33 protein-coding genes and 1 pseudogene are annotated in these 24083 nt (G+C 41.3%); 31 read left to right on the top strand and 3 right to left on the bottom strand.

Annotated features, from left to right (window positions below; all coding sequences use genetic code 11):
* Window positions 1-94: 94 nt before the first annotated feature.
* The 12 genes and pseudogenes from FSB73_RS18200 (at window position 95) to FSB73_RS18155 (ending at window position 5774) form a co-directional block, all read left to right on the top strand.
* Window positions 95-618, top strand: a pseudogene (locus FSB73_RS18200) (hypothetical protein).
* A 24-nt stretch (window positions 619-642) separates the two neighbouring features.
* Entirely contained in the window at window positions 643-861 is a 219-nt protein-coding gene (locus FSB73_RS18195; RefSeq protein WP_146785440.1) for a PRTRC system protein C, read from the top strand.
* Between the two features lie 58 nt (window positions 862-919).
* Entirely contained in the window at window positions 920-2017 is a 1098-nt protein-coding gene (locus FSB73_RS18190) for a hypothetical protein (protein WP_146785438.1), read from the top strand.
* A complete protein-coding gene (locus FSB73_RS18185; RefSeq protein ID WP_146785436.1) occupies window positions 2005-2727 on the top strand; it encodes a PRTRC system protein B in 723 nt (240 codons plus the stop codon). Before FSB73_RS18190 ends, FSB73_RS18185 begins: the two co-directional genes overlap by 13 nt.
* A gap of 64 nt (window positions 2728-2791) precedes the next feature.
* Window positions 2792-3547: a PRTRC system ThiF family protein gene (locus FSB73_RS18180; protein ID WP_225974146.1), complete on the top strand. Its 756-nt coding sequence runs from the start codon at window positions 2792-2794 to the stop codon at window positions 3545-3547.
* A 517-nt stretch (window positions 3548-4064) separates the two neighbouring features.
* A complete protein-coding gene (locus FSB73_RS27755; protein WP_146788572.1) occupies window positions 4065-4208 on the top strand; it encodes a Y-family DNA polymerase in 144 nt (47 codons plus the stop codon).
* Between the two features lie 10 nt (window positions 4209-4218).
* On the top strand, window positions 4219-4401 hold the full coding sequence (locus tag FSB73_RS27750; RefSeq protein ID WP_146788569.1) for a Y-family DNA polymerase: 183 nt from the start codon (window positions 4219-4221) through the stop codon (window positions 4399-4401).
* Between the two features lie 51 nt (window positions 4402-4452).
* The gene (locus FSB73_RS18165; protein ID WP_146785434.1) at window positions 4453-4632 is read left to right on the top strand and encodes a hypothetical protein; all 180 of its coding nucleotides are present in this window, start codon (window positions 4453-4455) and stop codon (window positions 4630-4632) included.
* Between the two features lie 56 nt (window positions 4633-4688).
* Window positions 4689-4883, top strand: a complete 195-nt coding sequence (locus FSB73_RS18160) for a DinB/UmuC family translesion DNA polymerase (protein WP_146785432.1) — start codon at window positions 4689-4691, stop codon at window positions 4881-4883.
* 57 nt (window positions 4884-4940) lie between these two features.
* Window positions 4941-5105 carry a hypothetical protein gene (locus FSB73_RS23360; protein WP_158639598.1) on the top strand — a complete coding sequence of 55 codons (165 nt, stop codon included), beginning with the start codon at window positions 4941-4943 and terminating at the stop codon, window positions 5103-5105.
* A 90-nt stretch (window positions 5106-5195) separates the two neighbouring features.
* The gene (locus FSB73_RS23355) at window positions 5196-5339 is read left to right on the top strand and encodes a hypothetical protein (protein ID WP_158639597.1); all 144 of its coding nucleotides are present in this window, start codon (window positions 5196-5198) and stop codon (window positions 5337-5339) included.
* Between the two features lie 153 nt (window positions 5340-5492).
* Window positions 5493-5774: a hypothetical protein gene (locus tag FSB73_RS18155; protein ID WP_146785430.1), complete on the top strand. Its 282-nt coding sequence runs from the start codon at window positions 5493-5495 to the stop codon at window positions 5772-5774.
* A gap of 949 nt (window positions 5775-6723) precedes the next feature.
* Here FSB73_RS18155 and FSB73_RS18150 read toward each other — a convergent pair.
* The 3 genes from FSB73_RS18150 to FSB73_RS18140 form a co-directional block, all read right to left on the bottom strand.
* Entirely contained in the window at window positions 6724-6999 is a 276-nt protein-coding gene (locus FSB73_RS18150) for a hypothetical protein (RefSeq protein ID WP_146785428.1), read from the bottom strand.
* A 153-nt stretch (window positions 7000-7152) separates the two neighbouring features.
* Window positions 7153-7683: an AbiH family protein gene (locus tag FSB73_RS18145; protein ID WP_146785426.1), complete on the bottom strand. Its 531-nt coding sequence runs from the start codon at window positions 7681-7683 to the stop codon at window positions 7153-7155.
* Between the two features lie 9 nt (window positions 7684-7692).
* Window positions 7693-8283 (bottom strand): AbiH family protein, encoded by a 591-nt coding sequence (locus FSB73_RS18140; protein WP_158639596.1) that lies wholly within the window; start codon window positions 8281-8283, stop codon window positions 7693-7695.
* Between the two features lie 733 nt (window positions 8284-9016).
* Here FSB73_RS18140 and FSB73_RS28005 point away from each other — a divergent pair.
* From FSB73_RS28005 to FSB73_RS18055, 19 genes are all read left to right on the top strand, one after another.
* On the top strand, window positions 9017-9415 hold the full coding sequence (locus tag FSB73_RS28005) for an HYC_CC_PP family protein (protein ID WP_449371687.1): 399 nt from the start codon (window positions 9017-9019) through the stop codon (window positions 9413-9415).
* 142 nt (window positions 9416-9557) lie between these two features.
* Window positions 9558-10367, top strand: coding sequence for an efflux RND transporter permease subunit (locus FSB73_RS26940; RefSeq protein WP_262712378.1), 810 nt, complete (start codon window positions 9558-9560; stop codon window positions 10365-10367).
* Window positions 10346-10819: an efflux RND transporter permease subunit gene (locus tag FSB73_RS26935; RefSeq protein ID WP_262712377.1), complete on the top strand. Its 474-nt coding sequence runs from the start codon at window positions 10346-10348 to the stop codon at window positions 10817-10819. The genes FSB73_RS26940 and FSB73_RS26935 overlap by 22 nt, the downstream gene beginning before the upstream one ends.
* Window positions 10820-10829: 10 nt before the next feature.
* Window positions 10830-12722, top strand: a complete 1893-nt coding sequence (locus tag FSB73_RS26930) for an efflux RND transporter permease subunit (RefSeq protein WP_146785420.1) — start codon at window positions 10830-10832, stop codon at window positions 12720-12722.
* Between the two features lie 35 nt (window positions 12723-12757).
* Window positions 12758-14035: a TolC family protein gene (locus FSB73_RS18125; RefSeq protein ID WP_146785417.1), complete on the top strand. Its 1278-nt coding sequence runs from the start codon at window positions 12758-12760 to the stop codon at window positions 14033-14035.
* Between the two features lie 9 nt (window positions 14036-14044).
* Window positions 14045-14992 (top strand): efflux RND transporter periplasmic adaptor subunit, encoded by a 948-nt coding sequence (locus FSB73_RS18120; RefSeq protein WP_146785414.1) that lies wholly within the window; start codon window positions 14045-14047, stop codon window positions 14990-14992.
* Window positions 14993-15003: 11 nt separating this feature from the next.
* Window positions 15004-15279, top strand: coding sequence for an efflux RND transporter periplasmic adaptor subunit (locus FSB73_RS18115; RefSeq protein WP_146785411.1), 276 nt, complete (start codon window positions 15004-15006; stop codon window positions 15277-15279).
* Window positions 15280-15293: 14 nt separating this feature from the next.
* Window positions 15294-16574: an efflux RND transporter periplasmic adaptor subunit gene (locus tag FSB73_RS18110; protein ID WP_146785408.1), complete on the top strand. Its 1281-nt coding sequence runs from the start codon at window positions 15294-15296 to the stop codon at window positions 16572-16574.
* 166 nt (window positions 16575-16740) lie between these two features.
* On the top strand, window positions 16741-17667 hold the full coding sequence (locus FSB73_RS18105) for a carboxymuconolactone decarboxylase family protein (protein ID WP_146785405.1): 927 nt from the start codon (window positions 16741-16743) through the stop codon (window positions 17665-17667).
* A gap of 90 nt (window positions 17668-17757) precedes the next feature.
* A complete protein-coding gene (locus FSB73_RS18100; protein ID WP_225974145.1) occupies window positions 17758-18423 on the top strand; it encodes a metalloregulator ArsR/SmtB family transcription factor in 666 nt (221 codons plus the stop codon).
* Between the two features lie 29 nt (window positions 18424-18452).
* On the top strand, window positions 18453-18899 hold the full coding sequence (locus FSB73_RS18095) for a rhodanese-like domain-containing protein (protein WP_146785399.1): 447 nt from the start codon (window positions 18453-18455) through the stop codon (window positions 18897-18899).
* On the top strand, window positions 18899-19429 hold the full coding sequence (locus tag FSB73_RS18090; RefSeq protein WP_146785396.1) for a TlpA family protein disulfide reductase: 531 nt from the start codon (window positions 18899-18901) through the stop codon (window positions 19427-19429). Before FSB73_RS18095 ends, FSB73_RS18090 begins: the two co-directional genes overlap by 1 nt.
* Window positions 19426-20208: a nucleoside phosphorylase gene (locus tag FSB73_RS18085; protein ID WP_225974144.1), complete on the top strand. Its 783-nt coding sequence runs from the start codon at window positions 19426-19428 to the stop codon at window positions 20206-20208. The genes FSB73_RS18090 and FSB73_RS18085 overlap by 4 nt, the downstream gene beginning before the upstream one ends.
* 17 nt (window positions 20209-20225) lie before the next feature.
* Entirely contained in the window at window positions 20226-20837 is a 612-nt protein-coding gene (locus tag FSB73_RS18080) for a class I SAM-dependent methyltransferase (protein ID WP_146785393.1), read from the top strand.
* Window positions 20838-20936: 99 nt separating this feature from the next.
* The gene (locus FSB73_RS18075; protein WP_146785388.1) at window positions 20937-21311 is read left to right on the top strand and encodes an ArsR/SmtB family transcription factor; all 375 of its coding nucleotides are present in this window, start codon (window positions 20937-20939) and stop codon (window positions 21309-21311) included.
* Entirely contained in the window at window positions 21308-22117 is an 810-nt protein-coding gene (gene merTP / locus FSB73_RS18070) for a mercuric transport protein MerTP (protein ID WP_146785386.1), read from the top strand. Before FSB73_RS18075 ends, merTP begins: the two co-directional genes overlap by 4 nt.
* Before the next feature lie 439 nt (window positions 22118-22556).
* Entirely contained in the window at window positions 22557-22922 is a 366-nt protein-coding gene (locus FSB73_RS18065) for a hypothetical protein (RefSeq protein WP_158639595.1), read from the top strand.
* A gap of 96 nt (window positions 22923-23018) precedes the next feature.
* Window positions 23019-23582 carry a DUF3347 domain-containing protein gene (locus tag FSB73_RS18060; protein ID WP_146785380.1) on the top strand — a complete coding sequence of 188 codons (564 nt, stop codon included), beginning with the start codon at window positions 23019-23021 and terminating at the stop codon, window positions 23580-23582.
* 13 nt (window positions 23583-23595) lie between these two features.
* Window positions 23596-24057: a heme-binding domain-containing protein gene (locus FSB73_RS18055; protein ID WP_146785377.1), complete on the top strand. Its 462-nt coding sequence runs from the start codon at window positions 23596-23598 to the stop codon at window positions 24055-24057.
* Window positions 24058-24083: the final 26 nt, after the last annotated feature.

Genomic DNA, 24083 nt, shown 5'->3' with positions numbered 1-24083 from the left:
TGCACTACTATTGGCTTGGTTTTATAAGAACGAATAAAAACAAGGAGGTAGCAGAATTTAAAACAATCGTAATTAAAATTTTAAATTATACAAGATGGATTTTTTTCAAAATATAAATGCTATGCAGGTTCAAGGCGATTGGATTATTTGCATACGACAAAGCAAGCCCGAAAGGATGACTGTTTCTGTAGTCTTTAAAAATGATAATTGTGGAGATACTGCAAGAAAGATGGTGCCTCCGCTTGTATTTTCAGATAAGGTTGCCGCAGAAATAGACGGGAGTTTCTTTGCAGATCTGAACAGTGTTATTCCTGATACTGCAAAGCTCTTCAGTAGTATGGAGCATTATCTAAAACAAAGAGAAGAAGCTCAAAAGCACTCCCAAATGGAGACGGGGAAAATTGAACAGCAAAAGAAGCAGCAGGTAGATAAGCTTAAGAATATGAAGAAGCCTTAAAAAAAGTGGAAGAACTGGAGAAAGAGGGAAAATTTAAACAGGCGTGGCTCAAAGTTCAAAACCCAACAGATTTTCCGGAGCATTCAGATGATTTGAGGAAACTAAAAAGCAGTATTACCGAAAAATTCGCCCCTGAAATATTTGCCAATAAAGAAAAATAATTACAAAAATTAAAATATATTATTATGTCAATTGCAACACTTTTAGAAAGAATATTCATTTTCAAGGATAATGGGGTAGAGATTTCATTACCAGATCCTGACAGTAAGCTCAGCCCAGAAGCAGTCCTCAATTTCTACTCGAATACCTACGATATACTGGTTACAGCCAAAGTATCAAGTGGCAAGATAAATAATGACAAACTGGAATATAAATTTGAATCCGTACTCGGAACTAAGGGATAAACTAGGTAACAATGAAAAATAGAACATTCATCATCAAACCCACTAAAAATAAGAAGCAATGGGAACTTCATCAACAGTTGTCAAAATGGGCGAAAAGCTTAAACAGGTTGCAGGAAGGAAACGGGATAAAGAAGGACACCCTAAAACCTGTTCCAATATCCATGCTTCCGATGATTTTATGAAAAATCGGTTCCTGCCATTATTCACTCCGAAAAATAATGGCATTGTAAAAGCGTGTGAAGCCAGTCTAATACAATCCTTATCATTTATCGGTGAGAAATTTCAGATCGAAATCTTGAATACAGAAGGGAAGGAGTTTCCCTATAATATCTTAGCGGCACATTGGGATATCCAGGGAAAGCTGAGGCGGATAAATGGAAATTTAAACCTTCGTATTGTTAAAAATACAAAGACCAATGATATTCACCTTGCAACTTATGAAAGCGTCGATACCGGTCAAACACTTTATTATATTCCCATTGTACCAATATATTTAATGCTGAAAACAAAGGGTAAAAGAAAATGTGGACAATTATTATTAATGATTTGCGCAGACTTATACCGAAAAGCGGGCATACCCATGTATACTAGAAACTGTTGTATTCAAGATTACTATGAATCGATTGAAGAGTACTGGTATTCTCTATTTGATGAAGGCGAGGAAATTGATATTGAAAAAATGCGAAGCGAGCTTCGGCAGACCCGAGTAATTGGTGATATCATGTCTAGGAAAATGGAGAACAATTATCTTATTGAAAATTATAAAGACACCACTTCGAAAATTAAAGTAAACAATCTTTTCGAACAGAAGTGCTTAATACTGGCTAAAGAAGCTCATGAAATTTGCAAAACTTTTCCAAATAATTCAATTTTCCAACATATTACATTTAACGAAGATGACTACGATGATAAGGGAAGCCCGGATACTTACATATCGTTTGTTGCTACTACGAAAGGATACCTTTGGGAAGACCTAAATCGCTCTATAAATGAAGAACTAAGTAACTACGCCGGAGTACTGGAACCGGAAATAATAAATATTTTCGACAAACCATTCAAAGGACTATTCCCTTCGCTTGATTATGAAAGGAGCATCTTCAGGTTAATCATAAAATTATCAAAGCTTATAAATGAAATAGAAGAATGGAAAATCTAATTGATATCACCACGGATTTTGGAAAACTATATATCCCTCAAAAAGCACTTGTATTTTATGCGACTGAGCAGATTTGCAATAAAGAATTTTATATTGAAGCATTCGATATTGGAAACGATGGGACACCGCTAAATGCTAAACCATTGTCTGTTAAGGAAAGTTGCAGACTGGCAATGCTATTAAATTCATCCAATAAATTGCGTCATGCCTTTTTAAAGCCTAAAGGCCTGTTGCCCGAAAGTGTATTATATATTAACCCAGAGGAAGAAGGTTTTGTCATTTGGCAGACAAGGCAACGAAATAACAGATTATTCTTTAAAGAAAGCCTTGGCATCCGTAGTGGTAAGGCCAATATACCTGCCCTTATCTGGAAAGCCAATAGAAACGAACTGTTCCTATACGCTCTGAATGAAAATGTTAAAGCCACTGAAAATACAGCGTTGTTTCATGCACCATTTTTCAATATCTATGAATCGGGCAGTGTCTGTATGGGCAATGTTGGGATTGATATAGCACCGGACATTGGATTGGAGGATTTTATTGCAGGGTGGGAGCTGTACTTTTTCAATTCTTATTTTAGCCATTCGATATACGGGTATGCTACTAAAACTAATATTGTTCAATTATGGCAGGGATTGATGGACAAAGGAAATAAGTTCCCCAACACTACATTAAAGCCGAATGGATTAATTATAAAAGATATTCTATGAATAAGTTAAAAGCAGTACACTTTATACACGAGTATTTAATCAGCCCGACCAATCCCATTAAAGTATGTTTAATTGGGGCGGGGGGACAGGGAACAGGGTTCTGACAGAACTTGCCACCATGAACGAGGCATTAACCGCATTGGGGCATGGAGGGGTACAAGTAACGCTATTTGATGATGATATTATAAAAATAGCTAATTTCGGACGCCAGAGATTTTCCAGAAGCGAAACTGGTCTTTATAAGGCCGCTGCATTAATTAATCGCTGTAATCGTTTCTTCGGGACTAACTGGAAAGCGGTAACTCAGAAGTTTACGATGAATGCATATAGTGTCCTGACGCAAGAGATGGCAGCCAACATATACATTAGTTGTGTAGATACGGTCAAGGCTCGTTTTGACATTGCCAAGATTATAAAATGTATAAAAACAGTGGCTGAACATCAAAGGGATGAGCCGTTGTATTGGCTTGATTTTGGCAATAGCAGAGATTCGGGGCAGGCAATTCTTGCTACCGTAGGAGAAATAGAACAACCCAAATCTACCAAATACCTTCCAGTTGGAGAACTCGCTTTTATCACAGAGGAATATCATGATCTCCTATGGCAATCTGAAAAGGGAGATAATACCTCCACCTGTTCACTAGCGGAAGCCTTGCAAAATCAAGACTTATATATAAACGGCTCACTCGCCGAAATGGGTTGCTCCCTATTATGGAACCTGTTTAGGGATGGCATGATAGAAAATAAAGGCTTCTTTCACAACCTGAAAAACTTCAGGACACTACCTATCAAGATAAGACCGCTGTCTTACCCTGCCTGACATGGACTGGGTGAACTTAGAAATTCATGCATAAATCTAGGCGGCTCCATTATCTGCCGCCCCGTCCCTTGGGCGGCAGTTAATGGAGCAAAAGCGGTGTAGTGTATTGAATGTAAGCAGGGCTGCGCCACTATGCAACATTCAATACACTACTTTTTTTTATTGTCTTTTATGTGAATGCTTTAAATATTTATTGGCTACGGAAGGAGGTAAACGGCAATGAGTAATTATGCCAAAATTTAAGTGAAGAGTGTTTACCAATTAAATCAAAGTCGCTGTCTGCAGGAACTAGTTTAATGGAAAATGCTATAGCATAAAATGCTATAAGACTGTCATTGCTTTTGCGGATAGTAAGGCTTTTTTTGCTTAGGGATCTATAAAACTCGCACCATAGACCAATCTTATGGAGCCAATCAAATAATGCTAATAATACCAAATTAATTTTATGGAGCGACAAATTGTGCATTGTGATTTGGATACATCCATTGTATCGGTGGATCAGTAGTTCAACAGCGCCCTGATTGGAAATCCTGTCCTAGTCTGTGGAGCTTCCGACCGTGCGGTGGTCTCGTCGTGTTCATACGAAGTGCGCCGCTTTTGGGTACATTCAGCAATGCCCGCAAGCAATTATTGGCAAGGGCGATCGGGACGAGTACAGTAAATAATCCCGTATCGTTACCGAAATCATAGAGGAAAGAACACCAATACCGGAGAAAGCCTGTATAGATCAACATTATCCTGATATTTCCGGGGTGGATAAATTTTTCGGTAGCTGGAGTTTAGCAAAGGGACTCCGGCACAGAGTTATTGAAGAAACCGGACTGCCGATATCTTTTGGACTGTCTGTTAATTAAACAGTCTCTAAGATACCAACAGGGGAAGCCAAACTCTGTAATGAAAGGAAAGTGGCTTTCGGGGTCGAAAAGCAGTTTTTGGCGCTGCTATCAATTCGTAAGATACCAATGGTGGGAGAGAAGACCTATATACAGCTTCGTAATATGGGTGTTCCTAAAATCCAGACTATTCAAGAAATGACTCCAGATACCATGCAAAGAATACTGGGAGCTAATGGTATGACAATCTGAAAAAAAGCAAATGGCGTCGACGAGTCGCCAGTATTGCCTATTGTGAACAAAAAACTATGAGCAAAGAAAATACTTTTGAAAGAGATAGGATTGATATGTCATTGCAGAAAAAAGCTATAGCTAATGTGGTTGATGAACTTTCTATTGACCTAGGAAGTGAAGGAAAAGTAGCTGGCTGCATAACGCTTAAAATCCGATATTTCAATTTTGAAACTTTTACCGAACAGATGACAATTGGCTATACGTACTAAGAAAAAATCCTTTAGGCGAAAGCGATGCAGTTTTTTGGAAAGTTGTATTCAAGGAGAATGTTTATTCTACTCATCAGCATTAATTTCAGTGATAGGGTGGCTGGTGCCTACCAAATTGATCAGTTTAATGACATTGAAGGAGGGCTAAGCCTGATGCAAATGATGGATGGAATCGGAGTGCGTTTTGAAAACGATAAGTTAATGCGAGTTCCTGGATTTTAATACAATCAACAGGAAACTATGTTATTAAATGTGCACAGTTACTACAGCTTAAGATATGGCAGGCTCAGTTTTGAACAAAAAGTCCAAGATATGATGCAATTTGGAAATGATACAGCAGTGTTGACTGATATAAACTACAGCTCTGCGGTAGTGGATTTTGTCCTTCGTACCCGGGATCAAGGGCCAAACAGCCTTGCAGGAATGGAATTTAGGAATGATAATGAACTGATTTAAATAAGTATAGCAGAAAATCAGCGAGGTTTTAAAGAACTCACGATCTATTGACGTCTGCCAAGCAGTTTTGATTTTGACTTCAAGGAAGTAAAGAATAAGAAGACCTTTGCCGACAATCAGTATGATGATACAAGGCTACTGCTTAATTATGCAATGGATGGCTTTACCAAGCGGTATGATATGATGGGTAAAATAGCCAAAGAGCGTGTTGAAAGGAGTTGGATTACAGACGACCTAAACGGTGATTTTATTGATACCGTGCATTTAGCGCCGCGGCAAAGGAAATATCTTTTGCAGGGCATTGGAGTGTATTTGATTCAAGGGGAAAGTCGTTTTAGATTTTGGCTGTCCCGCCATCGAGGTGGAGAAATGCGCCAGAATGCCTTTAAAAGCCGATTCAAGAAGTACATAAATTATTCAATCACAAGAAAATAGCTTCATTAACCTAGCATTATTTATTCATTTTATTTTCTAAAAAAAGTAGTAAGTTCATTAAAAGTAAAGAATGGATTGCTACTTCCTTACAGTAGATTCTAATGAGAAAATTATTGTTTTCTTCGAAAATCTTCTTAATTTTACCGTCTCATAAGCAGTTAGTTTTGGTTGTGGCCGGGGTTTCTACTTTGGCCACTTTTTTGTCCATAGTAGTAATTGAAAATTAAATCATTGCACAAATAGCAGAAATCCGAAATTATAGTATTTTTAGGAAAAAGTTTCACAAAGAGAGTCTAGTGAGGTTAGTCTTAATACTGTAAGTCTACGACATAATTAATTATTCACTAATCTAACTCCTAATATAGGAGTTGCCTATCACATATATAGCCAAGTTGATCATCTATTACAGAGGTATTTTCATTAAGAAGTCTGATGACCATTTCTCGTTTTATCTTAGTATATTGTTCTAACTACCTCTAAGTTATTTTGTAAACTGAGATGCATTTTCCTGGTTCATATATGTGGCCAAAAAATTACTTCAATTGTTTTATGAGGTTAAAAAGTCGTGTGTCACTTTTTCAATATTATTCAAATTTTTAGATTGAATCTGATAAAATCCAGGCGAGTCTTTCCATTCCTCTTCAACTATCGGCTTTTCGTTTACTAGCTTATATCGTGCTAAAACAAGTATTATTTGCAGATGCATTGGGAAAAATACAATGAGCGATACACAATCCTTTTTAAAATCTTTGGGTTTTATTCTAAGTCTTTGAATAATATTCACAAATTCAAATTCTTTAGGTTTGGGTAACTTGATCGGAATACCGTATTTATGCTTTACACAAATACAGATCCAATTCAATTTGTGCGTTATATAGAATTGCTACCAATCCCTGATGTCAAAATCAAATCTCTCTTTTGCCCATTTTACTGTTGTTCCTTCAGTTTCCTAAAGTTCCCCCATAATTAATTCTGGTAATTTGATCACTTCATTTACATAGTTTTCAAACATATGAAAAAGTCCAACATATGCAAGACGAATTGTCTCATAAAAGGTTCCCTGAAAGTCAATTTCATCAATTCTTAAAATACTTTTGTATCTAGTATTCTGAATATCAGTTTTAATTTCATGGATAGCTTTATAAGTTGCTATAATAAATTGACTGCGAACCAACTCTTTAAACGTGGCTATTTCTGAAAGGCGATAGGATATAATATTAAACACATGGTTTCCAATCTTGGCCGTCTGAAATAAGTTGAAATTAGAATTTTACTAAATCCCTCAACTAGTTTTTCAACTAACCTATCAAATTTGTTTATCACTTTCTTTTTCATAATGTATCAAAATGTTTAATGAGTTAGTGTGTTTATGATTGGTCTATTTGACTTGAGGCATGGGACTGGATTTATCGAACGGGACTATTTTGCGTCGCATCATGGCCTTGTCTTTAAAATGTCGGGATATTTCCTCTGTGAGCGGCGTAAAGTTGTTGTTGTTATTCACATCAACATAATAAAAGATCCTGATCGACTTGCAGTTATCATGTTCGAAGATCATATTGAGCATGGTCCTGTCGGACAAGCCACAGGAATGCCCCAAGATGAAAACCTGGTATTCCTCGGCATCTAGGAAGCGGATCAGGTTGTGGTAGTTTGAGGTCTTAAAATAGCCAAAGGACTTGATATAATCGAAGTAACCATGTACTTTCTCCAGTTCCATTTTGGTATAGTCTGGGTCCAACTCGTCGCCAAAACCGAAGATAATGGGGTTCTTTTTATCTTTTAGCTTACCGTGAATATAATTTACCTCAATTCTCTTTATAGGGAGCATGGACCTGTTCTCTCTAAAATACTGTTCAACCGTAGATGTGTAATTAAAGTTTAAGATTAAATTTTTGTTAGGTAGTATATCATCTTCCTATTTTGTTTTAAGAATTTCAGTCTTATAGATTGGACTCTCAAAAATATCCCCAAAACCTGGGTGAAGACTGGATTGAGGAATGGTTTTTAAGTATTCCTCTAATTGTTTAATGATAAAAGCAAAAGAATTATTTAGGTCATTAAGTTTTTGTGGTTTTCTGTAGGGATCTTTAGATGCATATAGTATCCGTTTTAATTCTTCGTAATACTCATTTTCGACCTCGACCCAGGTAGAAAAATTACATTTTGATAAAAGTAACCTAAGAAAGTCAGATTTAAAAGTTGTATTAAATGGGTTTGAAACTTCTTGTAATTCATTTAACCGATAATTGGCATCGTTATGTATAAGCGGGTTGAACCCAACTGTTGTATATAAATGATTAATTAAATCGGAAGTCGAATTTATTTTTGTAAACCATGCGTGTCTAGGAATAACCTTTTTAATTGTCAATAAATCATCCTCATAATCTCCTTTTTCATAAGCATTCCCGTAGCATTTCTTTAAATACCAGAGCATAAAATCATTATACTTGGTTTCAAGGCCGTGGGCAAGATCGAAGCCGTTGCCAATGATGATAAGTCTATTCACTATATAGTTCTTTTTGGATAAAATAACAGCTTGATATGAGAGTAAGACCACCATCAAGTCATCAAATTTACTAAAAGTATTATCGATCTGACTACTTTTTTATGAAATACTTGAATGAAAATCTCCGCCGTTTGAAGCCTTAACAAGGCTATTATGGAAAATATTATCCGAAATTACCTATTATAAAATTCGGGAAGGAGGTGTCCTTTTGTGATACCAGACTTTCGAAGTTCAGGTTAAAAGGTCCAAACCCTATAATTCGATCAATTTCGATGACTTAATGGAGATCTTTGATGAAGCCCTCTCTATAACAAGGTACGATCAAAAACACCAAAGACGTTTACCGATTTTACGATAATAAAATGTTACTACCGGATCATTTCTTGATCCTCCGTTTGACATCTATTTGACTATTTGATCCTGCGGGTCTCGGTATTGGGGGAAAGTTGGAACGGGGCACATTTATAAAAAAGGGAATACTTTCTTTATATATCTAACAAGAAGATAAAGGAGTGTTAAGTGATTAAAGAGCCCATAAAAATGTCGTGCCGAAGTTTGGACTGTCGGATATGGAAGGGGTCTTGTGCGAATTTTGCACTCACAGCTGTAAAATTAACGTATTTTACTACCTATAATACAGCAACTGCCTATATTTTATTTAGGGGGCTGAATCGCTGGATTATTTATTTTTATATTAAATATATGGAAATAAACTGTACTTTTGTTTTACAGAATGAAAAAGGCTTTAGCCACCATATTATTTTTTATTTATCTTACAACAGTAAGCGGTGTAGGCATGAATCTACATTATTGTTGTGGGCATCTGGATAATGTGGTGTTAAGCTATACAGCCAAGACTTCAGCCAGGCCTTCTTGTGGTATGGAGTCTAGTTATAAAGGCAAGGACTGTTGCAAAGATGTGCACAAGCAAATAAAAATTACACAGTCTCAAAACATCGTATCGGACATGGCGGTCCCAGCCGTTTCTTTTTTTGCTGTTGTACTACCTACTTTTCCTAAAGTCCCAGCCCCTTGTTTTTCCTCCATTGCAAAGGGAAGTTTCTCTCCCCACGCTCCACCCTTTCGAGCGACGGCCCCCCTCTATTTGAAGAACTGTAGTTTCCTGATATGATTTCTTTTCCTTCCTGATACCGGACAGACCATTGTTTGTCTGGCTTTTGGCGTTTGACGATGCCAAAGAATCCTCTACATCAATTAGCGCACCATCGGTGTTGTATGCCTCGGTGCACACTATATAAGGAAAAGCAATTATCATGATTAATAAACTTATCTCCTGGTCTATTCACAACCGTTTTATTGTCATACTGGCAACGCTGGGGCTGATTGGCTACGGCTTTTACAGCATGACGCAGACGCCTGTGGATGCCATTCCTGACCTCTCCGAAAATGAAGTCATCGTATTTTCCCAGTGGATGGGCCGCAGCCCGCAACTGGTAGAAGACCAAATCACCTTCCCCTTGGTGAGTAACCTCCAGGGTATCCCAAAGGTAAAAGATATCCGGGCTACTTCCATGTTTGGAATGAGCTTTGTTTTCGTTGTATTCCAAGATAACGTAGATCCCTATTGGGCGCGTACCCGTGTCCTGGAGCGGCTGAATTACGCCCAAAAATTCCTGCCAGAAAATGTTGTTCCTTCGCTAGGTCCGGACGCTACCGGTGTCGGCCAGGTCTATTGGTATACCCTGCATGCGCCAGGATACGATTTAGGAGAACGGCGCGCCTTACAGGACTGGTATGTAAAATTTGCCTTGCAAAATGTACCGGGCGTAAGCGAGGTGTCTTCCTTTGGCGGTTTTCAAAAACAATATCAGGTCACGCTAGATCCTCATAAGCTTGATTATTACCATATTACGCTTATGGATGTCATGAAGGCGGTAAAAGAAAATAATAATGACGTTGGTGGTCGCGTCTTCGATTTAAATAGTAGCAACTATATCGTTCGGGGAATGGGCTATCTTAAAAACCCAGCGGAAATCGCCGATCTGCCGGTCGCTACCGAGGGTGCTACCCCATCCGGATCAAGGATATCGGGGATGTACAGATGGGCGGCGATCAGCGCCTAGGGATAATAGATGAAAACGGTGACGGGGAAGCGGTGGGTGGGGTAATCCTCATGCGCTATGGTGCCAATGCAGACGAAGTCATAAAGGGCGTGAAAGCTAAAATGACAGAGATACAAAAAGGGCTCCCGCCTGGCGTCACCTTTAAAACGGCTTACGACCGCAGTACGCTGATCGAAGCTTCAATCAAAAGCATTGAACATACTATTATCGAGGAGATCGTCCTGGTATGCGCCGTCATCCTCATTTTTCTCTTACACTTCCGCAGTGCGCTCGTTGTCATGCTGAGTATTCCGATAGCTATTTTGACGGCCTTCATCCTGATCCGCCTACTGGGATTTTCTTCCAATATTATGTCACTGAGCGGGATCGCTATTGCCATCGGCGTCATAGTCGACAATGCCATCGTAATGGTAGAAAATGCGTATCGACATTTAACAGAGGCAGACCATTAATTATAAAACTATGAACACTTCAAATAAAATCAGTAATAAAGAACGTATCGCTATTATTGAAAAGTCCGCCAAACAGGTAGGTAAGCCAGTGGTACATGCCATCCTGATTATCGTCGTTTCATTTATCCCCGTGTTTTTACTCACGGGACAGGAGGGCAAATTGTTTCACCCCCTTGCCTGGACAAAAACCCTGGTCATGGCTTCTTCTATGATCCTGGCCATTACCCTTATCCCGGTGCTCATGGTGCTGCTGATGCGGGGCAAAATGCGCCCGGAATCTAAGAACCCGGTCAGTAACTTCTTTGTCCGTCTATATGAACCGGTTTTAAGCTGGTGCTTAAAATGGAAGAAAACCGTACTCACGGTCAATATAATTGCGCTGGTTTTGTCCGTTTTTTTGCTAACAAGGATGGGCAGCGAGTTTATGCCACCTTTGGATGAAGGTACGATCCTGTTTATGCCGGTTGCGCTTCCGGATGCCTCCAACGCAGAGATGAAACGCATCTTACAGGTGCAGGATAAAATTATCAGCAGCTTCCCGGAGGTTAAAAATGTACTCGGTAAGGCAGGCCGTATTAATTCAGCTACCGACAATGCACCGATTAGCATGGTGGAGACCATTGTGCTGTTAAAACCAAAAAATGAGTGGCGTGCGGGGATGACCAAAGATAAGATCATCAGCCAACTGAACGAAAAACTACAAATTCCCGGTGTCACCAACGGCTGGACGCAACCCATTATTAACCGTATCAATATGCTCTCCACCGGTATTCGTACGGACGTGGGCGTGAAAATTTTCGGGCAGAATCTGGATACCATCTACCGGTTAGGTCAGATGATCGCCGGTGAGTTAAAAGGCATCAAAGGGATTGCAGATCTTTATCCGGAGCAGATTACAGGAGGTAAATACCTGAACATCGAGGTGAATAAAGACGCCATCGGGCGTTACGGACTGACAACGGATGATGTAAACAGTATTGTGCAAAGTGCCCTAGGGGGTATGAATGTCGGGCAAATTTATCAGGGGCGTGAAAGGTTCAGCGTCAATGTACGGCTGGCACAGGACTGGCGCGGAAGCCTGGATGACATCAAAGGGACGCTGGTGCAAACAAAAAATGGTCCACTCCCCTTATCCGATGTAGCTAGTATCTCCCTAAAGGACGGGCCTTCTATGATCAGTAGCGAAAACGCACTGCTGCGCGGCACCGTGCTCTTTGATGTCCGGGGCAGGGACCTGGGTGGCACCGTTAAGGAAGCCATGCAAAAACTGGATAAAACACTGACGCTGCCCAAGGGTTATTTTATAAACTGGAGCGGTCAGTGGGAAAACCAGTTGCATGCCCAAAAAACCCTGGAGCTGATCATTCCCGTCGCCATACTGCTTATTTTATTAATACTCTATTTCACCTTCCATGATTTGCGAGATGCATTCAACACGCTTCTAAGCGTCCCTTTCGCCTTCGTGGGTGGTATACTGATGGTTTATTTATGGGGTGAGAACCTGTCCGTAGCGGTGGCTGTCGGGTTCATTGCACTCTTTGGGGTGGCTGTAGAGACCGGCGTTGTGATGATGATTTATTTGGAAGAAGCGATGCAACGGATGGTCCGGGAAAAAGGAACAGCGGTGGACGTAGCTACCCTCAGGCACTATGTGCTGGAAGGCGCGGTAAAACGCTTACGTCCCAAACTAATGACAGTGTGTGTCGCCTTATTTGGATTAGTGCCTGTGCTTTGGTCCAATGGCACAGGAATAGAACTCATGCGGCCGGTGGCCTTGCCCATGATTGGTGGCATGGTGACCTCTGCCATTAGTATTTTGCTGGTGATGCCCATCATTTTTGAGTTGTTTAAAGAAAACGAATTAAAAAAATATGGAAGCATAAAAGTAAAAGACAGTTTATAGGACTATATAGATCTTCAACCTCAGAATTTTACATTATGAAAATTAAATCCTTTATAACCGGAAGCAAAAGCCTAGTTGTTCTACTGATTTTGGTGCTTGCAGCTACCCGGAAAACGCAGGCACAAACCTATACGCTCAGACAGATACTGGACAGCATTGAAACCGGTAATCCCGGTTTACAGCAGTTTGCCCTGAAAACGGCGGCTAGTTTTGCAGATGCAGATGCAGCGAAGGCATGGATGGCACCATCAGTAGGTGTTGGTCTCAGTGAGTTTCCCTATGGCGGCGGCAAGGACATGGGCGGTGGCGGCATGGCCCGAAAAATGCTGATGCTGCGTCTGGGACAGATGTTTCCCAACTTTGGTCAGCAAAATAAACAAAGAGACTATTATCAATCTTTGCATCTTCAGAACCAAGATGATAGCGCGACCATGAAAAATATGCTTTTTGCCAAAGCGAAAATGGCTTATTATGACGCCTTGGTGGCGGAAAAAAAATTAACAGTGGTGGGTCAGCAGCAAAAGCAGGTGCAGCTGCTGATTCAGATTTCAGAGGGCCGGTTGCCCTATGGTAAGGCAAGTTTACCAGAAATCTATAAGGCCAGGGCAAAGCTCAGTGACCTGCAATCCATGCGGGTACAATTACAGTCGGCCAGCGAACAGGCCGTTGCCATCTTAAACAGCCTGATGAACCGTTCCCAACAGGCACCCTTACAAATTGATACGGCAGAAGACTTTGCCCATTCAGAGATCGCTATTTTACAAGTGGACTCATCCTATATTTTGGAAAACCGTAGTGATATCCACCGGGCTTCTGACGAAATACACAGTCTCAGGCTGAATAAAAAGGTTGTTTCCAGCGAGTCCAAGCCAACCTTTGGTATAAACTTAGATAATATGCGCATGAATAGTGGTGGCTATATGTACAGTGCCATGGCGATGGTATCTGTTCCCATTGCGCCTTGGTTTTCCAAAGGCTATAAGTCAAAAGCAAAAGCCATCGACTATCAGATACAGGCCACCCGTAAAATGCAGGCGGGTCAGGTTCAAGAGGCTATTGGCGTCATACAAAAAGACTGGTTAAAACTACAGTCCGCGCAAAGAGATATACAAATTTTCCAGCAGGAAGTCATTCCTGCCTATAGTAAAGCCTACCAGTCCTACCTAAATGCATTTAGTGAAAACACAGGCGATATTTACGAAACACTCATGGCCTGGGATGAATTAACCATGAAGAAGATGCAGTACTGGGACAAAATAAGCGATCTGTTAAACATCCGTGTCATGCTGGAAACAGAAATGCAGAAGGATTAAAATTTATACATGATGAAACCAATTAAAAACAGAAACTTGGCTTGCCTTATACTGATGTTGGCCTTCATCGGGCTACTCATGGCGGGATGTCAGGGGAACCAGCCAAAGGCGCATTCGCAGGCAAAGGTCTATTATACCTGCTCCATGCATCCCCAAGTGCATAAAGATAAGCCAGGGAATTGCCCTATATGCGGCATGAAATTGATTAAGGTCGAGGAGACTAACCAAAAGGATACGGCGTCTTTAGATACCCCTTTGTATTATCTGACACAGCCGGTTACCCAAACGGTGACCGGATCATTTAAGACCTTCATACCAGTAAAAGGTAGTGCGGAGGATACGGTAACCGCCGACGGCATGATTGATTTTGACCAGCGGGATATCAACGGCGTTACGTCACGGGTGGCAGGGCGCATCGATAAGTTATATGTAAAGTATAGCGGCCAGTCCATAGCAAAAGGACAGCCACTGATGGAAATCTACAGCCCTGAGTTACTCAGTGTACAAAGAGAGCTGTTACAAACAATGAGGGAAAATGATGCACCACTTATAAAGGCGCTAAAAGCGAAATTACGCAATCTGGGGATGCACCAAAGTGAAATCCAAAAAGTAACAGAAAGTGGGAAGCCACTGCCACAGATTACTATTTTCAGTCCCTACCAGGGCATCGCTCGCCCAATAAACAATCAGGGGTTGGATAACAGTACCCCCGAATTACTGGACATCAGAAAAGGGATGTATGTGGACGCCGGGCAAAGTATTTTCGCTATTCAGGACATAACCAGGCGTTGGGCCTTACTTCATGTGTTTGCCAGTGATATGGCTTTTATCCAAAAAGGTGATCCCGTGTCATTATACGCGGAAGCCAGCCCGGATCAAATAATCGGCGGCCAGGTGGATTTTATCCCCCTTACCGCACAGAAAGCGAAAAAACCACTACCGTACGGGTCTATCTGAAAAATTTACCTGTGAACTGGAAAATAGGAACGCTTGTAAGAGGTCGCATCGTCATTGGCCATGAGGACAGGGACCTATATGTTCCTTTATCGGCGGTGAATAGACTAGGCATGCGAAGCGTGGTCTGGGTAAAGGATAGAAACAGCAATGATGTATTTCATGCAAGGACTGTGCAAACAGGTATTCGCACGGAAGATTCCATCGAAATACTTTCAGGTATTGAAGTGGGTGATCAAATCGTCGAAAACGCCGCTTATATGGTTGGTAGTGATAGTTTTATTCAATAAAAAAAGAGAAGGTCATGCAATATAAATGGATCATCATCGGTAGTTTACTACTATTTTCACTGGCTGCCTGTAATAATAAACAGGATGGTAAAGCAGCAGCGCAAGTGACAGACAGCCTACCGCAGAAAAAGGAATCGGTCATATACACCTGTCCTATGCATCATCAGATACGGGAAAAAGCACCGGGCAAATGCCCTATATGCGGTATGACCTTGGTCCCGCTGGATCAGGGTCCGGCAGAGAAAAATCCGGAAGATACCCTGGCTGAACTTAGGATTTCCTCCCGGCGGCAACTGCTGGCGGGTATTCACACCGATACAGCACAAATAACAAATTTACCGGGTGAGCTGGTGCTGACCGCAACCACCCTGTTTAATCCTAAACAGCAGGATGTGATCAGCGCCCGGGTAAATGGCTGGATTGAAAAAATGTATGTGCGCAATCCGGGTGAAGAAATCTTTACCGGCCAAAAACTATATGACCTGTACAGCCCCGATCTGCTTTCCGCTGAAAAAGACTATCTACTGGCAGTGCAGCAAAAAGGGCTTTTTAAAGAGGCCTCTGTAGATTTTACCGCTACCATTCAGGCAATGAAGCAAAAACTCCTGCGATGGGGGCTGTCCCAAAAACAGATTGACCACTTGCACGATCAGCCGCCAACCGGGAAAACGGCCATTTACAGTGAATCCGCCGGTTATCTCATCCAAAAGATGAAGGAGGAGGGCGGATACGTAAAAGAAGGAGAGGCCGTTTTAAGTCTTGCCGAGAATAATACACTATGGGTCCAGGCCCAGTTATATGACCAGCAGTTGCCGCTCATATCAAAGGATACGCAGATCTGGGTAGAACTGGCGGGAAGCACCGGCCAAAAATTACCAGGCAAGATCGTATTTGATAACCCTGTTAATCAGCAGAATTCACGCGTCCATCTCGTTAATATCGCTATCTCAAATCCAGATGGCAAAATACAACCGGGTATGCTGGCCTATGTACATATGCAAACATCAAAGGGACAACCAGGCGTGGTTATTCCCCAATCATCCGTTATTTATGGGCAGGACCATGCCTATGTCTGGATAAAGCGACCCGACAGTAGCTTTGAACGCCGGGAAGTAACACTGGGAAAAGATAATACTTCCCAGGTAGCGGTATTACAAGGAGTTAAAGCGGGTGAATCCGTGGTGTCTTCAGGTGCCTATCTGCTTAATAGTGAATATATTCTCAAAAATGGAAGCGGCGCCAACCTCTCTGGGATGCAAATGAGTGATATGAAAATGAGCGGAAGAAGTAAATAAAACTTTTGTAATTTTCAATGGTAAAAGGTGGCTCGATTATGGCAGCCTCCCGGAATTCTCAATATGGATTAATACTTCATGCAAAATTCTACCTTTATACTATGATAGAAAGAAAAATAGCTTCGGATTTTATAGGTGCTGAACATTAAAAAACAAAATACTTTGTATGCGACTTAAAAAAGTAGAGCAAGGGGAAGGGCTTTTCCGTAAGCTTTTGATCATATTCATTTCCATTGTGTCGGGAATGCGCTTGCCTGATGCGGCAAGGATCGTCATGTATCACCGGGATTTTTATGGGAAGCCCATGACGATGTGGACACAGGCCGCAATGCGTGGAGAAAGTCGTTGGTCTGTTGGTGAGCGGGAACTTTTCGCTGCCTTGACAGCAAAATGGAATTCATGCCCCTTTTGTATAAATGCGCATGGTACCATTGCGTCCCTGGTTTTGAATAAGACACTGGTAAAGGAATTACTTGATGGTTCTCACCCGCCAAATTTACCTCCTAAATTACGTATCATCCTGGACTTCCTGGAAATCCTCGCCAAAACACCAGATGAACTGACCAAAGAACAAATAGTGGCTGTTCTTCAAAACGGAATATCGACACAGGAATTTGAAGATGCAGTCGCAGTTGTCGCCCTCTTTAGCATTACCGTCCGCTGTGCGAATGCTCTTAATTTTGCTGCATTGAGCGATGAGGACCAAATCCGTGCGGCAAAACGAATGCTTGCACAAGGATATGTTTTCGGTAAGGACAAGATGGATGGACATCCAGATCACCCGGCCCTGGCCGAGGAACTACGCAGCCGTGTGCTTGAACGACCGAGACTAACAGATATAAGCCTTCGACAGGCTATTGCCAGTCGGGCGACTGGCGGCGCTGCTGTTGCTGAACCTATTTATGATCATCTGGCTCAACAAGTTGGTCAATACTCCTATAAGATTACAGATGAACAGATAGAAAAAGTAGTTCAGAAAACGGGAAGCGAAAAGGCTACTTTTGAATTAATTACAGCTGCTGCCGTTGGAGCAGGGCTTTACCGTTGGGATAAGGGGCTCAGCATATTACAGGAAGCTAACGGCAGTAGCTGACATTATTGTCAATCATCTGCACTCTCGAATCTATTCAATGTTTTTATTGAATAGTTGCAACAAATGCCTATTTTTACAAAAATTCTGAATTTGGAAAAGAGAGTATTTAAAGATCGGGCTTACTTTTTGTGGTCGCAACTGGTTAAAGCCATGGCGAATCCTCATCGCCTTGAAATCATTGATCTGCTTGGCCAGGCGGAACGCTCTGTTGAAGACATAGCAACTGAATCAAACTTATCAGTTGCAAATGCATCACAACACTTGCAACAATTAAAGAAAGCCGGACTGGTCAGCATCAGGAAAGAAGGCAACTACATCTATTACGGGCTTGCCAGTAACGAGGTGGGTAAATCAATGACCGTTTTAAAAGCTTTGGCTATGGATAATTTTTCGGAAATCAACCAGCTAATAAAAGACTTTCGGAAGAAAAAGAATAGCCTGGAATCAGTCACCATTTCAGAACTTATTAAAAGGATGAAGGCCGGTGAAGTTATCCTGCTTGACGTCAGGGAAGAAAATGAATTCAAGGCCGGGCATATCCCAAATGCATTAAATATTCCAGTTGGAAAGTTATTGGGTCAGCTAAAGAGCATGGATAGGTCAATGCAGTATATTGCCTATTGTCGCGGCCCGTTTTGTGTTTTCGCAGATGAGGCGGTTCAGCTGCTCAGGAAGCATCACTTTAAAGCTTTCCGTTTAGAAGAAGGCTTTCCGGACTGGAAAACAAAAGGGCTGCCCGTAGAAGTGGCTGCTTAAATATTACATCCATAATTCAAAGTTTAAAAATGAAAATAAATGCGCTTCTCTCGGTAATTTTAATTGTGACAGCAGCATTTTCGCTACAGGCTTCGGCTCAAGATAAAACGCAACCCTGGAACGCGAATCAACTTCTTGCACCGGAAGTGCTTGCTAAGAACATAGGTATTTCGGACACAGCCGCGCCACTTATTATCTGTATCGGCCCTTCAGCTTTAATTAAAGGCTCTGTAGAGATTGGTCCCGCACAAGAACATGACAATCTTGTCAAACTCAGGCAACTGCTTTCCAAACAGCCAAAGGATCGTGAGATGGTAATCTATTGTGGTTGCTGCCCATTTGACAAGTGCCCCAATATCCGCCCTGCCTTTGCTGTATTGAAGGAGATGGAGTTCACGGATCCAAAATTACTCAACCTTCCCCATAATCTCAAAGTGGACTGGATTGATAAAGGGTTCCCAATTAATGAAAACTGATGCTTAAAACTAAATTATTGTGGCTTACTATTCTTCTTTCTCTGGCGAGCGCAACTTCATTTGCACAATCCAATCAAACTGCTACAGCGCTAGTTGTTGGCAGCAAAGCGCCGGATTTGAGCCTGCCGGGGCCTAAGGGCGATACTGTATCGCTTTACTCCCTGAAAGGGCGTATTATATTGGTTGACTTTTGGGCCTCGTGGTGCGCCCCATGTGTCAAGGAACAGCCGGAATTGCTACAGTTGTATAAAAAGTATAAACACGCTCATTTTAAAAATGCAAGCGGATTTGAAATCTACGGCGTTTCCCTTGACAATAAAAAGGCAAACTGGGTAAAAGCCATACAAAAAATGAATATCAGTTGGATTCAGGTAAGCGACCTTAAATTCTGGAATTCAAAAGCTGCCCGCATCTTTGACGTTGAAGCATTACCCTTTAATGTCCTGATTGACGAAAAGGGAATTATCCTGGCCATAAACCTCCACGGGAAAGCACTCGAAAAGTCAATCCTTAATCAGATCGATAAATGATGAATATATTACAGCATAAGTATTATAATGAAGAAAGTGTTTTCAAGCCTGAGAATCTGCTGCGAGAAGCAAAGCGGCAAAAGAAAATGCAAGACTGTAAGGTTCCGCCCATCTGCCTTTTAGACCCTGACGGAGATATACTGGAGTATTTGCTGAGAACAGGGCAAGCTACCATTAATCATTGCTGGAGCTGCTATCATACTAAAATGTATTCTTTTGATTTAGGTAAATTTAAACTGGGAATAATTGGTTGCGCCGTCGGGGCTTCTTTCGCTGTGCTGATAGCAGAACAACTCTTTGTTTCCGGCTGCACACTGCTACTAAGTATCACTTCCTCCGGGATAATAAGCGATCGTTCAGACCGGGCCGATTATATACTTATTCGGGACGCCATAAGGGATGAAGGAACCAGTTATCACTACCTGAAGCCCGGACAGCCGTCAACTATGCACATCCACTTGTTAAAGATGTTGTGTAGTGGGTTGTTACCAAAAGCAGAGAATGTCGCCGTTGGCACAAGCTGGACGACAGATGCTCCCTACAGGGAAACCGGCAGTGCTATTGAAAGCATGAAAATCGAAGGAGCCGATGTGGTTGAGATGGAAGCCGCAGCGCTTTATGCATTTGGAATAGCAAAAAATAAAGAAGTCATCTGTTTTGCCCACATTACCAATTCCATGGCGCAGCAAGGTGATGATTTTGAAAAAGGCCAGGAGAATGGAAGCCTAAGTTCACTCGCATTGATCGGGCTTACACTTGAAAGCCTATCTGGTAAATAGCGATTAATGTCTTTAACATGGAAAACAGAAAACTGCATTGGGAAAATATCTATAATCACAAAAATCCGGATGAAGTCAGTTGGACGCAGGATGTACCGAAAACGTCACTGGATCTTATAGAGCGCTTTAATCTGCCAAGGTCTGTCAGTATAATAGATGTCGGCGGAGGGGACAGTCGTCTTGTTGATTTTCTATTGGCAAGGGGATATCAGGATATTACCGTGCTCGACATATCCGCAAAAGCTTTGGAAAGAGCAAAAGAACGGCTTGGTGAGAAGGCCAGTAGCGTTAAATGGATCGTAACGGATATCACCGAATTTGAAGCCCGGCAACAATATGACATATGGCATGACCGGGCGACATTTCATTTCCTGACTTCGGATGAACAGATTGACAAATATCTGAACATAGTTGAAAAGGCTGTGCGTAAATTTATGGTTATCGGCACTTTTTCGGATTTTGGGCCACAAAAGTACAGTGGTCTTGAAATTCGACAATATTCAGAACAACAACTCGAACAGAAGCTGGCTAAAGGATTTCAAAAGATAAAGTGCATAACTGAAGATCATGTAACGCCCTTTCATACAAAGCAAAACTTTCTTTTTTGTAGCTTTTCTGCAAAGAGATGATTACTAAAGTTATAAGTCGTCCCCTTGGTGTATTTGTATTTAAGCATTTGCTTAAATAAATAACTTTCATTACCTTTGACACGACAAAAATATAGCGTAGTGAGTGAATCTTGCATAAGGTTGAAGGCAGACATCGGACAAATAAAACGCTGCCGCGAAAAATTAGACGCCAATTCAAAGTCATTTTTGCAGTTAGGAGAAATTCTTTCATTGGCAGGTAACGAAGTACGGCTGAGAATCCTCTTTTTACTTGAGGAAGAAAAGGAACTGTGCCCTTGTGATCTTAGTGATATTTTGGGAATGACTATACCTGCTGTTTCACAGCATTTACGAAAACTCAGAGCCGGAAATGTTATTGAGGCAAGAAAAGAAGGACAAATCATTTTTTATTCGTTACGCAAACAGCATTTAAAAATATTAATACCGTTTTTCAAAATTATCAATCAACAAAATATGGCAACACGACACGTATGATAGCCAAAAAAAATAATAAAAGCTGGATTGCCGGAATTATTTCTGCCATAGCAGCATCACTTTGTTGTATTACTCCACTCTTGGCTTTCTTAGGTGGTGCAAGCGGGCTTGCTTCAGCTTTTTCGTGGCTTGAACCTTTCAGACCTTATTTTATTGGGTTAACCGTTTTGGTATTCGGTTTCGCCTGGTATCAGAAACTTAAACCGAAAAAAGAAATTGACTGCCATTGCGAAACGGAAGAAAAACCAAAGTTTATTCAAAGTAAAACCTTCTTGGGAATAGTGACCGTGTTCGCGGGCCTGATGCTCGCTTTTCCTCTATATGCTCCTATTTTCTATCCAAAGATAGAGCAACAAGTAATTGTTGACAAATCAAATATTCAGACCATTGAGTTTAAAGTAAGCGGAATGACTTGCACAGACTGTGAAAATCACATCAATTACGAAGTGAATAAGCTTTCGGGAATAATTAAATCGTCAGTATCATACGAGAAGGGAAATGCAATCATAGAATTTGACCATTCAAAAACAGACGTTGCCAAAATTGAAAAGGCAATTAATGGAACAGGATATACAGTAATAGCCAAAAAGAAAAATAAAATGGAAGTCAGACTACAATCAACTATCACCTGCCCCAACTGTGGACACAAAAAAGAAGAAGTTATGCCGACAGATGCTTGCCAGTTTTTTTACGAATGTGAAAAATGTAAGACAAGGCTAAAACCAAAGCCGGGCGACTGTTGTGTTTATTGCAGTTACGGAACCGTAAAATGTCCTCCAAGACAATTAAGTCCTTCTTGCTGCTAAGAGACAAGGACTTGCATCTTAGACGTGCGTATCGGAAGTTCCTAATAAGCCAAGTCATTTTGTCGAATTTCTTTGCAAAGGCCAACAGACCATCACACTGATGAGCTGGGACGCCCAGCAAGGATGGTCTGGATAGCATTGAGACTGCAAAAATGCAGTTAGGGGTGATAATGAAAAAATGACTACCATGATGGAGGGCCTAAACCCGCAGAAAGCGCATAGCATCACAACATTTGACATAGAGTGAATATGCTTCAAAATAAGGTGCCGCAGAGCCATTGTGGTATGCAGCTGTTTGAAAACGGCAAATCGTACATTTTAAAGTTTATCAAAAAGGTTAAAATATAGTAATTCTATAAATATCCCCAAAAATTTTATAACAATATTTCCCACCAGAGTTATACCTTTGTTGAACTAATAAAAACTTTAAGTAAAGCGTTTGAAAAGACAAGTGTTCATTTTGCTCTTGATTATAACCGGTTTCACAGTGATGCCGAATATGTCTTATGCCTGTAATTCAACCTCGGGCAAGACAGAAACCTCCTGTTACGAGAAGGGAAAAGTCTGTGACAAAGCAGATAAATCCTGTTGCGCTGAACATCATTCAAAAAAAGGTGCCCATGATGATTGTGGCGGTGGGTGCAATAACGCTTGTCACTGCCCTTCTGTAACGGCCGTAGCCTTACTATTCAAAAGCGCAGCGAAAAATAACATCTTCGTCAACTCAAAACAACAGTCCTATATTCCTGAATTCATCCTTTCTTCAGGTTTTCATTCTATCTGGCTACCGCCTAAAATAAGCTAAATTTCTTGAAGGACTGCCATAGGTGTGTCCAGTTGTAAGCAAAAAATATTGCTTATCTACCTATTTATTATTTACAAGAATTAAAAACTTATTAAAATGAAAACTTTAATGTTCATTGTAGCCGTGGCCGCTACAACACTTGCTGCCTGCAGCAACCCCCAAAAAACAAATGCAAAAACAACAGCTCCCACTGAGCAGACTGCCCAAGCAGCAACGGTAGCCGCAACTGGTCAAAATGCAAACGTAGACGAGGTAATTACCCATTACCTGCATGTAAAAAATGCCCTGACAGCTGATAATTCCAAAGAAGCTGCCACAGCAGGCGGACAGTTACATACTGCGCTTGTAAACCTCGGCAAGCAGACCATGACAGCGGCTCAGAAAAAGGCCTATACTGAAATTGCAAATGATGCAGAAGAAAATGCGGAACATATCTCCGAAAACGGAGGCAAGATAAAGCACCAACGGGAACATTTCCAGAACCTCAGCGGTGATATTTATGACCTGGTTAAAGCCTTTGGCACTTCCCAAACGCTTTACAAAGATTACTGCCCGATGGCAAAAGCATCCTGGCTGAGTGAGGTCAAAGACATTAAAAATCCTTACTTAGGCAAGAGCATGCCCACCTGTGGGTCGGTAAAAGAAACCATCAGCAAATAATAATTCCCAGATAATGAATAGACGTAAAGCCATTATCCTGGGAGTGCTGGGTGCATTTATCATCATACAATTTTTCAGACCTGACCGGAACCAAACCGGTCAGGTTTCTGACCAAAGCATGATGCGCCTTTACCATCCGCCCGATAGTATCACACATATAATAAAGCAGTCTTGCATGAACTGCCATTCCAACAATACGGAATATCCCTGGTATGCTGACGTGCAGCCGTCTGGCTGGTGGCTGGATTATCATATCCGTAAAGGCAAAGAAGAGGTCAATCTGGATGAATTTGCTGGGTACTCCGACAGACGAAAACTCAGCAAACTCCGCTCCATGAAAAGCCAGGTTCGGGACGGCGACATGCCCTTGCGGTCTTATACCTGGATGCATAAAGACGCACGGCTTTCAGATGCACAAAAAACGCAACTTATAAGCTGGCTGGACAAAACGATAGATAGTCTTAATCAACAATAAAAAAGCAAGTATTTTCTAAAATGAAA

Source organism: Arachidicoccus ginsenosidivorans (assembly GCF_007971385.1).
GTDB classification, from domain to species: domain Bacteria; phylum Bacteroidota; class Bacteroidia; order Chitinophagales; family Chitinophagaceae; genus Arachidicoccus; species Arachidicoccus ginsenosidivorans.
The sequence above is the reverse complement of the archived record's forward strand: the minus strand, read 5'-3'. Positions and strand labels throughout refer to the sequence as shown.